This window comes from Streptomyces sp. NPDC026246, assembly GCF_055567995.1.
The window spans coordinates 548,574-562,712 of record NZ_JBVHPJ010000003.1; the positions used below are offsets into that span (position 1 = coordinate 548,574).

Sequence of the window (14,139 nt, forward strand, 5' to 3'; positions counted from 1 at the left end):
GGGGGTCGCGGGCACCACGGGTGCCCGGGGCCCCCGCCGTCGTCATGAGCAGACCTTGCCGTCCTTCGGCACCGACCCGTCCAGCAGGTACGCCTCCACCGTGGAGTCCACGCAGTCGCTCCCGCTGCCGTACGCCCCGTGGCCCTCGCCACGCCAGGTGAGCATCACCCCGACGTCCTCGCCCAGCTCGTCGGCCATCCTCCGGGCGCCCTCGTAGGGCGTCGCCGGATCGCCCGTGTTGCCCACCACCAGGACCGGTGCCGCTCCCGGCGCGCCGACCTCCGGGGTGTCGTGCTGTCCGGGCACGGGCCAGTCGTGGCACCAGCCGGCCGTGTCCCACGCGAGGAACGTGCCGAAGACCGGGGAGATCCTCTCGAAGCGGGGCAGCAGCTTCCTCGTCCCGGCAGCGGTCGGCCGCTGCCTGTCGTCCAGGCACGATATGACCCGCTGGGAGTGGGTCGTCGTGCCGTAGCGCCCCGAGGAGTCACGTTCGTTGTAGCCGTCGGCCAGGGCCAGGAGTTCCGAGCCGTCGCCCTTCTTCGCCGCGTCCAGGGCGCTGGTGAGGCTCGGCCAGCCGTCCTTGTCGTACAGGGGCAGGATGATGCCCGTGACGGCGAGGGACTGGGTCAGCTTCCGCTCGGGCGTGCCCGCCGGAAGGGGGTGGTCGTCGATGCGCCGCAGCAGGGCCGCGATCTCGCGGGAGCCTTCCTTCGGGTCCTGGCCGGTGGACGTGAGGTAGTTGTCCAGCGCGCGCTGGAAGCCCCGGGCCTGATTCTCGGCGTGGCCCACCGTGTCGGCGCCGGGGTCGACTACCGCGTCCAGGGTCATGCGCCCGACCTTCTCCGGGAACAGGTGGGCGTAGGTGCCGCCCAGCTCGGTGCCGTAGGAGATGCCGAAGTAGTGCATGCTCGCGTCGCCGAGGACCTCGCGGATGCGGTCCATGTCGCGCGCCGAGTCGGCGGTGGAGACGTGCGAGAGCAGCTTGCCGGCAGCCTTCTCACAGCCCTTGCCGAAGTCGGCGGCGTCCGCGAGGTAGGCCTTCTCCTCGGCCGGTGTGTCCGGGGTGACGTCCACCGACTCGGCCGCCTGGATCTCCTTGTCCGCGCGGCAGCGCACCCCTTCGCTGGCGCCCACGCCGCGTGGGTCCCAGCTCACCAGGTCGTAGCGCTCACGCAGTCGCGAGACCGTCGGGGCGTAGGACGGCATCATGGACACGCCCGAAGCGCCCGGGCCGCCGAAGTTGAACAGCAGCGAGCCCACGCGGTCGCCGCCCCGGGCCTTGGCCCGGATCAGCCCCAGGCCGATCGTCTCGCCGTCCGGTTCCGACCAGTCCAGCGGCACCTCGAGCGTGGCGCACTGCCATTCGCTGCTCGGCGCGGGCCCGTCGGCCGTGGCCTTGCAACGGCCCCAGGAGAGTCCGCCCTTGCCGTCGTCGGACGTGTCTTCGCCGCTGCAGCCCGCGGCCAGCAGGGCCGAGGCCGCCGCCGCAGCGGCCCACCGTACGAAGCGCGTCATCGCCCATCCCCCCTCACAAGCCGTCCGCTGCGTGCCGCGGATGGCGGTCAGGCCATGGTAGGCAGAACCCGCGGCCGCCGGTCCGGCCTGTGGATAACCTGCTGACCTGCGACTTCTTCGGGTCGCCGGGATGTGCGGTGGGATGTCGGGTGTGTTGTCCGGTGTGCGTCAGGTGCAGACCGTGCCGGCCGGCGGCACCTTCCCGTCCAGCAGATATCCGTTCACGGCGCCCTGCACGCACTTGTTCCCGCTGTCGTACGACCCGTGCCCCTGCCCCCGGTACGTCAGCTCGATCCCCACCCCCTTGCCCAGGGCCTCCACCATCGCCCGTGCTCCCTCGTACGGGGTCGCCGGGTCACCGGTGTTGCCGACGACCAGGATCGGCGCCGAGCCCGGAGCGCTCACGTCCGGGTGATCGGCCGCGCCCGGCACGGCCCAGTCGGTGCAGCTGATCATGCCCCAGGCCAGGTAGTCGCCGAACAGCTCGGAGGCGGCCCGGAACTCGGGCAGCTTCCGCTCCACGTAGGCGGTGTCGTACCGCGCCTTGTCGTCGGCGCAGTTGATGGCGGCGTTGGCCGCGGCGCTGTTGCTGTACTCGCCGTTCTCGCTGCGTCCGTTCATCGAGTCGGACAAGAGCATGAGGATCTGGCCGTTGCCGTCGTAGGCCTGCTCCAGGCCCTCGGTCAGGTACTCCCAGAAGTCCTTGGAGTACAGCGCCTGCGCGATGCCGCTCGTCGCGGCCGTCTGGGTCAGCTCGCGGGGGAAGACGCCCGGGATCGGCTTGCGGTCGAGGTCCGCCAGCAGCTTGGCGATCCGGTCCTTCACGTCCTGGGCGCTGTCGCCGACGGGGCAGTCCTCGGTCTTGGACACGCAGTCCTCGGCGAAGTTGTCGAGGGCCAGCTGGAAGCCCCTGGCCTGGCCGAGCGAGCCCTGTTCGGCGGATTCCGAGGGGTCGACGACGGCGTCGAACACGGCCCGGCCGACGCGCCGGGGAAACAGGTGGGCGTACACGCCGCCGAGTTCGGTGCCGTAGGAGATGCCGAAGTAGTGCAGCTTGTCGTCGCCCAGGACCTGGCGCATCAGGTCCATGTCGCGGGCCGCGTCGGTCGTGCGCACGTTCGGCAGCATCTTCCGCGAGTTGTCCTCGCAGGCCGCGTTGAACTCCTTGGTGTTGTCCAGCAGCGTGGTGCGCTCCGCGGCGTCGTCGGGTGTCGCGTCCTGTTGGAAGTACGCGTCGAGCTGCTGGTCGTTCTCGCAGATCACGGGTGCGCTGCGGCCGACTCCGCGAGGGTCGAAGCTGACCAGGTCGTAACGGGTGCGCAGCGTTTTGTAGCCCTCCGCGAAGGCGGGCAGCGAGGTGACGCCGGAGCCGCCGGGGCCGCCGAAGTTGAAGATGAGCGAGCCGATGCGCGCGCTGTCGTCACCGGTGGTGCGCACCCGGATCAGCTCCAGGCCGATCGTGTCCCCCTTGGGGTCGTCCCAGTCCAGAGGTGCCTTCATGGTGGTGCATTCCCACTCGCCGTCGTCCGGCAGCGGGGACGGCGCGGGACCACCTCCCTGGGCCTCGTCGGGCGCGGGGCATTCCTTCCAGTCCAGGGTCTGCCGCGTGAGGTCCTCGTCCTTGGCGTCGTCGCCCCCGCAGCCCGCGAGGACGGCGGACAGCAGCGCGGCTGAGGCGGTCAGGGCGGTGGCGCGCAGGCGGAGGCGGGTCGGCATGAGTCCATCCTGCGGCGGCCCGCCACGGTCCGCGCGGGACGCGTGCCGTACGAGGGAGGAGGGGCCACCGGGACCTGTGAGGCCGGGAGGGACCGGCCGGCCGACGCTCCCCTAGAGCGCCTGTTTGCGGGTCAGATGGGTGAAGGCCAGCCAGCCCGGCAGGACGGGCAGCCACAGGGTCAGCAGGCGGAACAGCAGCACCGCCGGAGCCGCGACCTCCTTGGGCAAGCCCACGGCGATGAGACCCACCGTCAGGGTCGCCTCCACCGCGCCCACACCGCCCGGAGTGGGCGCCGCGGACCCCAGGGCGTTTCCCGCGAGGAAGACCACGGCGACGCTGGCGATGCTGATCGAGGTGGTCTCGTCGCCGAACGCCCGGATGGAGGCGTCCAGGCACATCACGAAGCAGGCCGTCAGCAGCAGCATGCCGCCGATGCCGGTGACCAGCTTCTGCGGCCGCTGCAGCACGTCCAGCATGCGCGGCACGACACCGGCGAACAGCGACCGCACACGCGTGACGACGAACTTGCGCAGGAACGGCACCGAGGTCACCACGAGCACCAGCACCGCCACCGTCAGCAGACCGGCGATGACCGTCCGGGACGGTGACAGCGACGGCGTCTTCTCGGTGCCGGTGAGATAGCCGAAGGACAGCAGCATCAGGATGTGACAGCCCAGCCCGAAAAGCTGCGAAGCGCCCACGCTCGCCACCGCCAGCCCCGGGCGCACGCCCGCACGCTGCAGGAAGCGCGTGTTCAGGGCCACACCTCCGACCGCCGCCGGAGCGACGATCTTGACGAACGAGCCGGCCACCTGAGCCGCCACGGTCCGCACGAACGGCACCCGCTCGGGCACGAAGCCCAGCAGGGCCATCGCCGCCGCGACGTAGCTGGCCATCGAGAACAGCACCGCTGCGGCCACCCAGCCCCACTCGGCGTTCGCGATGAGCGGCCCGAACTCGATATGGGTGAGCTGGGTGAGCAGGAAGTACGCGCCGATCGCACCGGCGATGAGACTGATGAGGGTGCGCGGCCGCACCCGCTCCAGCCGGGCCGGCTCGACCGGGGCCTGCGGCCGGATGCGCAGCACCTCGTGCCGGATCTGGGTGAGCAGATCCTCCTCGCGCGCCTCCTCCAGGGCCTCGTCGATGGCCCGCTTCTCGGCCCGCTGCTCGGCGCGCACGGCTTTCTTGTCGGCCTTCTCCGGGGCCGGCGCGGCCTCGCCGGCGGCCTCGTCGAGACGGGCCTGCTTCGCCTGCCGGGACGCCTCCAGGACCGCCTCGCGCTCGCGCTCCGCCCGCTCCCGGGCGAGCCGGCGCAACGTCGCGCGCGTGGAGCGGCTGAGCGCGATGGGCTGGAGCATCGGCAAGCAGTCCGCCACCGCGTCCGGGCCGAGCACCCCGACCGCCGAGGCGACCGCACGCTCGCCCCCCACGCGCAGGCCGAGGGTCACCAGGAGCTGCGAGATGTCCATCCGCAGGAGCAGATCGCCGGCCGCGATCTCACCTACGCGCAGATCGGTGAGGATCACCGTGCCGGAACGATCCACCAGGATCGCGTCGCCCACCAGCCTGCGGTGCGCGATCCGCCGGGACTGCAGGGCCTTGACCTGGTCCCAGGTGTCGCGCAGCAGATCGTCGGTGATCTCCTCGTCGGACAGCGAGTCGAGGCTGCGGCCGCCGCTGTGCTCGTAGACGAGCATCACCGCGTCGGGGCCGAGCTCGGAGGTGGCGATCAGCTTGGGCGCGTTGGCGCCGGCCGCGATGGCCGCGTACGCGAGCAGTGCTTCCTGCTCCAGGGCCTGGCGCAGCGACTGCAGGCTGCTGCGGGTGGCGAAACCGCGCAGGGTGAGGTTGCGCCAGGCGCGGTAGAAGAAGCCCTGGGCCTGCTGCTCCCGGTCGACCACGGTGACGTCCAGGGGCGGGCCGTCCTCCAGGGTGACGAAGTAGCGGCGGCCCCGGTCGCCGGTGTCCGGGTTGTCCGACGTGTCCTCGCGGGAGGCGCTGACCGGCCGGAAGCCGACGGTCCGCAGGCCCGCCATCAGGGTCCGCCCGGTGGGCCGGACGTTGGGCGAGCCGACCGCGTAGAGCGTGCCGTAGGCCACCGTCCAGCCGATGAGCACGGTGAGGATGATCGAGAACGGCGTGGTGTACCCGGTCACGAGCATCGAGAAGGCGTCGAGGAGCAGGACGACCCAGAGCACCGCGCGCCATCTCGGTCTGCGGGACATGCCGACGGCGGTCATGTACGCGATCACGGGCGCCAGATAGCCGTGCACGGGGTCGGTCAGCGCGTGGACGTCGCCCGGGGAGGGCTGGGTGAGCGCCTCCTGGATCGAGTCGGGGGCCGCCCGGGCCACCCACAGGTCGGTGGCCAGCGTCACACCGTGGGCGAGGACGGCCGCCAGCACGCCGTCGGCGATCCTCAGGCCGTCCCGTTTGATCAGCCGTTCGATGGCGAACGCGACCGGCACCAGCAGGATCGCGATGCTGGAGGCCAGTCCCGCGATCTTGATGAGCAGGTCGGGGGCCTGGCCGGTGCCCTTGTTGATGTCCTGTTCGAGGCCCGACGTGGTGCCGTGCGCGAACGCGGCGATCCCGATGAGCACCGCGACGGCGAGCACGCCCACCAGGAGCCGCATGAGATCGGACGGCCGGTGCACGCGCGCGGGGAGCAGCGGTTCGTCGCCCTCGACCTGGTCGATGTGGGCGACGTCGGGCTCCTCGGCGGCCGGCCGGCTCCTCTTCCCGGGCGCCTTGCGGCCGCCGTCCGGGGGTTCCGGGCGCGACGAAGCGTCAGAGGTGCCCTCCGTGTCGTGTGCACCCTGCTGCTTCATGGTCTCTTCTTGGTCTCGTATCACCGGTCACCGCCCGCACGATGGTGGCATGCCACACCGATACGCGCGGGCATCAGGGTGCACATGCGGGGGCGGACAGTCTGCCCGACGCGCCTGTGCCGGGCGATTCGCAAGCCTGTGCGCACCCCCGGCCCGTTGTCGGTGGGGTGGGGCAGGATGGGACGGATGAGTGAGCAGAGCCCTGAGGGGGGCCGGTACGAGGACGGCGGCGTGCCGGCGCTGCCGGCGTACGCCGAGCGGGTCCTCGACGTCGCGGAGCTGATCCCGCCGGGTCGCGTCCTCACCTACGGCGACGTCGCCGAATGGCTGGAGGAGGGTGGCCCCCGGCAGGTCGGCCGCGTGATGGCGCTCTACGGGGGAGCCGTGCCGTGGTGGCGTGTGGTCCGCGCGGACGGCCTTCTGCTCCCGGGGCACGAACAGCGCGCGCTCGGGCACTACCGCCAGGAGGGCACGCCCCTGAAGCAGGCGAGCCGGGCCGCCGAGGGCCACCTGCCGCGCATCGACATGAGACGCGCGCGGTGGGACGGCGGCGATCGCGCGGGGGGTCACACCTGACAGCTTCCGCCATCGCGGGCGCCCTCGTGTGACCCGTGATCCGGACGGGGGACACGGGGCACGTCGGTGGCATGACGTACGTTCGTGGGACGAGGGACTCGAGTGACGAGCGTGTCCCGGGTGACCGGAGGGAAGAAGGGGAAGCCCTGCCTCCGCCTCACTCGGCGGCGTAGCGTCGGCCGCACCTGTCCCCGTCATCCCGCGGTCACCGCCCGCCACGCGCGGTGGCCCGCCAACCAGCACTTCCACCAGGACCGGCGAACCACGTGAGCTCCTCTTCCTCCACCAGCGGCCTGACGCACCCCCGGGTGCGGCGGGGGAGCCGTGGCGCTTACCGACTGGTCCGTACCCCGCCCGCCCGGGTGGATCCCCCCGTGATGGACGCGGCGCAGCGCTCCGTGGTTGAGCACGCGGGCGGCCCCCTGCTCGTCCTCGCAGGTCCGGGCACCGGCAAGACGACCACGCTCGTCGAGTCCGTGACCGAGCGGATCGCCCGTGGCGCGGACCCCGAGCGCATCCTGGTGCTGACGTTCAGCCGCCGGGCCGCCGTCGAACTGCGCGACCGCATGGCCCTGCGGACCGGTGCGGCCCGCGCCCCCCGGGCCACCACCTTCCACTCGTTCTGCTACGCCCTGGTCCGCGCCCACCAGGACGACGACCTGTTCGTCGAGCCGATGCGCCTGCTGTCCGGCCCCGAGCAGGACGTCTCCGTCCGGGAACTGCTCGCGGGCCAGGTGGACCTGGAGCGGCTCGGGCTCGCGCACGTGCGCTGGCCGGACGAACTGCGCGCCTGCCTCACCACCCGGGGCTTCGCCGACGAGGTCCGCGCGGTCCTCGCCCGCAGCCGTGAACTGGGCCTCGGCCCCGACGCCCTGGACGCCTTCGCGCGCCGCACGGGCCGCCCCGACTGGCGCGCCGCGGCGGCCTTCCTCGCCGAGTACCTGGACGTGCTCGACCTGCAGGGCGTGATCGACTACGCCGAACTCGTCCACCGCGCGGTGCTCCTCGCCCGCCGCCCCGAGGTCGCCGCCCGGCTCGCCGCCCGGTACGACGCCGTCTACGTCGACGAGTACCAGGACACCGACCCCGCTCAGGTGCGGCTCCTGCACGCCCTCGCCGGCGGCGGTCGCAGCCTCGTCGCGTTCGGCGACCCCGACCAGTCGATCTACGCGTTCCGCGGGGCGGACGTCAACGGCATCCTGGAGTTCCCGCACGCCTTCCCGCGCGCGGACGGCCGCCCCGCCCCCGTCGCGGTGCTGCGCACGTCCCGCCGCTCCGGCGCCGCCCTGCTGGCCGCCACCCGGCTGCTCACCCAGCGCATGCCACTGACCCGGTTGCCCGCCGAGAAGGTCCGCGCCCACCGCGAACTCGCCCCCGTGCGGGACGGCGGCCGCGTCGAGGCGTACACCTACCCGACCTCCGGGACGGAACTGGACAACATCGCCGACATCCTCCGCAGGGCCCACCTGGAGGACGGCGTCCGCTGGAGCGACATGGCCGTGCTGGTGCGCGCCGGTTCCCGCACCATCCCGACGATCCGCCGCGCCCTCACTGCGGCGGGCGTCCCCGTGGACGTCGACGGTGACGACGTGCCCCTGCGGCACGAACCGGCGGTGGCACCGCTGCTGACGGCACTGCGGGCGGTGGCCGGGGCGGAGGCCGGGCTCTCCGGAGTGGCGCGGACGGGGCTCCCCGGCGCGGCGCAGGTCGGGCTCTCCGGTCTGACGGACGCGGGGCCCTCCAGGGCGGCGGACGGAGCAGCCCCGGGCGCGGGCGAGGCAGCTGCCTCGGGCACCGGCGAGGGCACCGACCCCGCTTCCGGCACCACCCCTGCGGACACCGCCCCTTCGGGCACCGACCCCGCTTCCGGCACCGCCTCTTCGGACACCGCCCCTTCGGGCACCATCCCCGCTTCCGACGCCGGTGACGGCCACGCCGACCCTTGCTGGCTCGACACCGAGACCGCCCTCACCCTGCTCACCTCCCCCCTCGCCGGCATGGACGCCGCCGACCTGCGCCGGCTGGGCCGCGCCCTGCGCGACGAGGAACGGGCCGCCGGCAACCCGCTGCCGCCGCCCTCGGACGTGCTCCTCGCACGCGCGCTCGCCGAGCCGGAACGGCTCGCCGTGCACGACCCGACGTACGCGCGCGGTGCCCAGCGGCTCGGCGCGCTCCTGCGCACGGCACGTGAGCGGCTGGCCGGCGGCGGCACGGCCGAGGAGGCGCTGTGGGACCTGTGGGAGGGCACGCCGTGGCCCGCCCGGCTGGAGCGGACCGCCCGCAGGGGCGGCGCTGCGGGACGCAACGCCGACCGCGACCTGGACGCGGTCTGTGCCCTGTTCGCCACCGCGGCCCGGGCCGAGGAGCGCACCGGCGGCCGGGGCGCGCTGAACTTCCTGGAGGAGATCGACGCCGAGGACATCGCCGCGGACACCCTCACCCGGCGGGCCGTGCGACCGGACGCCGTGCGCCTGATGACCGCTCACCGCTCGAAGGGCCTGGAGTGGCGCCTGGTGGTCGTCGCGGGGGTTCAGGAGGGCCTGTGGCCCGACCTGCGCCGCCGCGGCTCCCTGCTGGAGGCCGACCGCATCGGCCGCGACGGGCTCGCCGAACCCCTCACCCCGGGTGCGCTGCTCGCCGAGGAGCGCCGCCTGTTCTACGTGGCGGCCACACGCGCGCGTGAACGGCTCGTCGTCACCGCCGTCAAGGCCCCCGCCGACGACGGCGACCAGCCGTCCCGGTTCCTCACCGAACTCGGCGTCGAGCCCAAGGACGTCACCGGACGGCCCCGCCGCCCGCTGTCCGTCGCCGCGCTCGTCGCCGAGCTCCGCGCCACCACGGTCGACCCGCGTGTCTCCGGCGCCCTCAGGGAGGCCGCCGCCCGCCGCCTGGCCCGTCTCGCCGCTCTCTCCGACGAGGACGGCCGTCCCCTGGTGCCGTCCGCCCATCCCTACCGCTGGTGGGGCATGTTCGAGCCGACCGAGTCCAAAGTGCCGTTGCGCGACCGCGACCAGCCCGTCGTCCTTTCTGGTAGCGCCCTCGACCAGCTGGCCAACACCTGCGCCCTGCAATGGTTCCTGGGCCGGGAGGTGAAGGCCGACGCGCCCGCGACCGCCGCGCAGGGGTTCGGCAACGTGGTGCACGTCCTCGCCGACGAGGTCGCCTCCGGACGCACCCCGGCCGACCTGTCGGTCCTCATGGAACGCCTCGACTCCGTCTGGAACGCCCTGGCCTTCGACGCGCCCTGGAAGTCGGAGCAGGAGAAGGCCAACGCGCGCGTGGCGCTCGAGCGCTTCCTCCAGTGGCACGTCATGGACCGCACCGGGCGCTCCCCGGTGGCCAGCGAGCACGACTTCGACGTCACCCTCGAGGCGGGTGACTACGAGGTGCGCATCCGTGGCCAGATGGACCGTGTCGAGGCCGACGGCGACGGCCGTGCCTACGTGGTCGACTTCAAGACCGGCAAGCAGGCGCCCACCTCCAAGGAGGTAGAGCGCCACCCGCAGCTGGCCGTCTACCAGCTGGCCGTTCGCGAGGGCGCCGTCGACGAGGTCTTCGACGGGGTGCGCCCCGAGCCGGGCGGAGCGGAACTGGTCCACCTCCGGCAGGGGGCGGCCAAGCGCGACGGCGGCGAGGCCCTGCCCAAGGTGCAGGCGCAGGAGCCGCTGGAGGGGGAGTGGGTCGGCGATCTGCTGGCCACGGCCGCCGGCAAGGTCCTCGACGAGCGGTTCACACCGACCGCCGGGCAGCACTGCACGCACTGCGCGTTCCGGGCCTCCTGCAGCGCGCGTCAGGAAGGGCGCCACGTGGTGGAGTGACCCATCGCACCACCCGTGCCGACCTGCGCTTCCGTCGTCCCGGAAGGCGATCCGGTCACCGCTGTCACTGGCCGCCGCTAGCCTCTTCGACGTGCCCGCCCGTATCACCGACCCCGAACAGCTCAAAGAGCTCCTCGGCATTCCGTTCACCCCGGAGCAGACGGCCTGCATCACCGCGCCGCCCGCCCCGCAGGTGATCGTGGCCGGGGCCGGCTCGGGCAAGACGACGGTGATGGCGGCGCGCGTGGTGTGGCTGGTCGGCACCGGCCAGGTCGCCCCCGAGCAGGTGCTCGGACTCACCTTCACCAACAAGGCCGCCGCCGAACTCGCCGAGCGCGTCCGCAAGGCACTGGTCAGGGCCGGCGTCACCGACCCGGACGCCATCGACCCGGACAACCCGCCCGGCGAGCCGGTGATCTCCACCTACCACGCCTTCGCGGGCCGGCTGCTGAGCGACCACGGCCTGCGCATCGGCCTGGAGCCCACCTCCCGCCTGCTCGCCGACGCCACCCGCTTCCAGCTCGCCGCGCGCGTGCTGCGCGAGTCGCCCGGCCCCTACCCGGCGCTGACCCGGTCCTTCCCGGACCTCGTGGGCGACCTCCTCGCCCTCGATGCCGAGCTCTCCGAGCACCTCGTACGCCCTCAGGCGCTGCGTGCGTACGACGCCGAGCTGCTGCTGACCCTGCGCGGCGCCAAGCTCAGCAACGCCGACCTGCGCAAGGTGCCCGAGGCGGCCGCCGCCCGCCGCGAACTCGCCGAGCTGGTCACCCGTTACCGAGCCGCCAAGGGCGAGCGGGACCTGCTCGACTTCGGCGACCAGATCGCCCTGTCGGCCCGTCTGGCGAAGGTCCCCGAGGTGGGACGCCTGCTGCGGGACGAGTTCCGGGTGGTCCTGCTCGACGAGTACCAGGACACCTCGGTCGCCCAGCGCGTCCTGCTGGCGGGCCTGTTCGGGGAGGGCACCGGCCACCCCGTCACCGCCGTCGGTGACCCCTGCCAGGCGATCTACGGCTGGCGCGGCGCCTCGGTGGCGAACCTCGACGACTTCCCCGAGCATTTCGCCCACGCCGACGGCCGCCCCGCGACCCGGCAGGCGCTCAGCGAGAACCGCCGCAGCGGCGGTCGCCTCCTCGACCTCGCCAACGGCCTCGCGGAGCCGCTGCGCGCCCTGCACGCGGGCGTGGAGGCGCTCCGTCCGGCTCCGGGCGCCGAGCGCGACGGCATGGTGCGCTGCGCCCTGCTGCGCACCCATGCGGAGGAACTCGACTGGGCCGCCGACTCCGTCGCCCACCTCGTCCGGACGGGAACGCCGCCCGGCGAGATCGCCGTGCTGTGCCGCACGGCCACCGACTTCGCCGAGATCCAGGGCAGCCTGGTCGCGCGGGACGTCCCGGTCGAGGTCGTCGGCCTGTCCGGACTGCTGCACCTGCCGGAGATCGCCGACCTCGTGGCCGTCTGCGAGGTCCTGCAGGACCCCGGTGCCAACGCCTCGCTGGTCCGCCTCCTGACCGGCCCCCGCTGGCGCATCGGCCCACGCGATCTCGCCCTCCTCGGGCGGCGCGCCAGGCTGCTCGTGGCCCACGCGCGCGTGGAGGACGACGACGATCCGGACCGCCGGCTCGCCGAGGCGGTCGAGGGCACCGACCCGTCCGAGGTGATCTCCCTCGCGGACGCTCTCGACACGTTCCTGGAGACACCGCTGGACGGCCGTGGGGACGACGACGGGCTGCCGTTCTCGCCCGACGCGCGCGTGCGCTTCGCCCGGCTGGCCACCGAACTGCGCGAGCTGCGCCGCGCCCTGTCCGATCCGCTGATGGACGTCCTGCACCGCGTGCTGGCCGTCACCGGACTGGAAGTGGAGCTGTCGGCCTCCCCGCACGCCCTGGCCGCCCGCCGCCGCGAGACCCTGTCGAACTTCCTCGACGTCGCCGCCTCGTTCGCCGCCGGTGACAACGAGGCGACCCTGCTCGCCTTCCTCGGATTCCTGCGCACCGCCGCCCAGTACGAGAAGGGCCTGGACAACGCCCTGCCCGGTGGGGAGAACACCGTCAAGGTGCTCACCGCGCACAAGTCCAAGGGCCTGGAGTGGGACGTCGTGGTCGTCCCGGGGCTGGTCACCGGAACCTTCCCCAGCAGCCAGGGCCGTGAGAAGTGGACCTCCCAGGGCAAGGTCCTGCCGCACGAGCTGCGCGGTGACGCCGACACCCTGCCCGACGTCACCTCGTGGGACGCCCGGGGCCTGAAGGCCTTCCACGAGGCGATGAAGGACCACCAGCACACCGAGGAACTCCGCCTCGGCTACGTCACCTTCACCCGCCCCCGCTCCCTCCTGCTCGGCTCCGGCCACTGGTGGGGCCCGACCCAGAAGAAGCGCCGCGGCCCTTCGGCGTTCCTGCAGGCCCTCTACGAGCACTGCGCAGCGGGACACGGCGAGATCGAGGCCTGGGCGGAGGAACCCGCCGAGGACGAGGAGAACCCGGCCCTGCACCAGGCCGCCGCCGACCAGGTGTGGCCCCTGCCGCTGGACGACGCGGCCCTCGCCCGCCGCCGAGCGGCCGCCGAGACCGTCCTGACGCACCTCGAGCGCCTCGCGTCGCACGAGGAGACCCCTACGGCGGTGCACGACCCGGGTGTCCTCGACGACCCGGAGTGGCCACCGCCGCCCGAGGACGACGAGCCCCCCTACGACGAGCCGGACCCCTTCGACGAACCCGGCCCCTATGACGAACCCGGCCTGTCCGGCGAGCCCGGCCCGTCCGGCGAACCAGGCCCGTCCGGCGAGCCCGGTCTGTTCGACGGCCCAGACCCCTCGGACGAGCGCGGCCCCTTTGCGGAACCGGCCGCGCCCGACGCCGACGCGAGGCCCGGGCACCGGCCCACCGTCCCCCGCCAGGCCGCCCCGGCCGACCCCGCGCCCTTCCGGGACGAACCCCGTCTCACCCCCGAGGAGGCCCGCACCGTCGCCTCCTGGGACCGCGACCTCGACGCCCTCACGGGCGAGCTGCTGCGCGCCCGCGACAGTGTCACCGAGGTCCCCCTGCCGGCATCGCTCACGGCCTCCCAGCTGATGCACCTGGCCGCCGACCCGGACGGCTTCGCCCAGGAACTGGCCCGCCCCATGCCGCGCCCGCCCCAGCCCGCCGCCCGCCGCGGCACCCGCTTCCACGCCTGGGTCGAGGCCCGCTTCGAGGAACTCACCCTTCCGATGCTGGAACCGGAGGAACTGCCCGGCGGCGACGCCGAGATCGCCGACGAACGGGACCTGGAAGCGCTCAAGGAGGCCTTCGAACGCACCGAGTACGCACGCCGCACGCCCTACCGGGTCGAGGCACCCTTCCAGCTGGCGATCGCCGGCCGGGTCGTCCGGGGTCGCATCGACGCCGTCTACAAGGAGGGCGACGGACGAGGCGCGACGTACGAGATCGTCGACTGGAAGACCAGCCGCTCCCGCACCGCCGACCCGCTCCAGCTGGCCGTCTACCGCCTCGCCTGGGCCGAGCAGCAGGGCGTTCCCCCGGAGAGGGTCACGGCGGCGTTCCTCTACGTACGCAGCGGAGAGCTCGTACGCCCGCGGCACCTGCCCGGCCGGGCGGAGCTGGAGCGGCTGCTCCTGGACGAGCCCCCGGGAGGGCAGCTCGGTGAGGAACCGCACTCCGACGACGTCGGTCCGGGCCGATAG

General features: G+C 73.4%; 6 protein-coding genes. 3 read left to right on the plus strand and 3 right to left on the minus strand.

Annotated elements, in window-relative coordinates:
- Positions 1 to 42: 42 nt before the first annotated feature.
- The 3 genes from ACZ4M5_RS10690 to ACZ4M5_RS10700 all read right to left on the minus strand — a co-directional run bounded on the left by ACZ4M5_RS10690 (position 43) and on the right by ACZ4M5_RS10700 (position 6,066).
- Positions 43 to 1,515 (minus strand): alpha/beta hydrolase, encoded by a 1,473-nt coding sequence (locus tag ACZ4M5_RS10690; protein ID WP_467735138.1) that lies wholly within the window; start codon positions 1,513 to 1,515, stop codon positions 43 to 45.
- A 168-nt stretch (positions 1,516 to 1,683) separates the two neighbouring features.
- Positions 1,684 to 3,231, minus strand: coding sequence for an alpha/beta fold hydrolase (locus ACZ4M5_RS10695; protein WP_467735140.1), 1,548 nt, complete (start codon positions 3,229 to 3,231; stop codon positions 1,684 to 1,686).
- Between the two features lie 111 nt (positions 3,232 to 3,342).
- The gene (locus ACZ4M5_RS10700) at positions 3,343 to 6,066 is read right to left on the minus strand and encodes a lysylphosphatidylglycerol synthase transmembrane domain-containing protein (protein WP_467735142.1); all 2,724 of its coding nucleotides are present in this window, start codon (positions 6,064 to 6,066) and stop codon (positions 3,343 to 3,345) included.
- A 186-nt stretch (positions 6,067 to 6,252) separates the two neighbouring features.
- On the opposite strand from ACZ4M5_RS10700, the gene ACZ4M5_RS10705 reads away from it, so the two are divergent.
- From ACZ4M5_RS10705 to ACZ4M5_RS10715, 3 genes are all read left to right on the plus strand, one after another.
- Entirely contained in the window at positions 6,253 to 6,642 is a 390-nt protein-coding gene (locus ACZ4M5_RS10705; RefSeq protein WP_467735144.1) for an MGMT family protein, read from the plus strand.
- Positions 6,643 to 6,908: 266 nt separating this feature from the next.
- Positions 6,909 to 10,460, plus strand: a complete 3,552-nt coding sequence (locus ACZ4M5_RS10710; RefSeq protein WP_467735146.1) for an ATP-dependent helicase — start codon at positions 6,909 to 6,911, stop codon at positions 10,458 to 10,460.
- 91 nt (positions 10,461 to 10,551) lie between these two features.
- A complete protein-coding gene (locus ACZ4M5_RS10715; protein WP_467735148.1) occupies positions 10,552 to 14,139 on the plus strand; it encodes a UvrD-helicase domain-containing protein in 3,588 nt (1,195 codons plus the stop codon).

Coding starts and splice junctions, on each gene's coding strand:
- ACZ4M5_RS10695 (WP_467735140.1), bottom strand. CDS start 3,231: ATGCCGACCCGCCTCCGCCTGCGCGCCACCGCCCTGACCGCCTCAGCC.
- ACZ4M5_RS10700 (WP_467735142.1), bottom strand. CDS start 6,066: ATGAAGCAGCAGGGTGCACACGACACGGAGGGCACCTCTGACGCTTCG.
- ACZ4M5_RS10705 (WP_467735144.1), top strand. CDS start 6,253: ATGAGTGAGCAGAGCCCTGAGGGGGGCCGGTACGAGGACGGCGGCGTG.
- ACZ4M5_RS10690 (WP_467735138.1), bottom strand. CDS start 1,515: ATGACGCGCTTCGTACGGTGGGCCGCTGCGGCGGCGGCCTCGGCCCTG.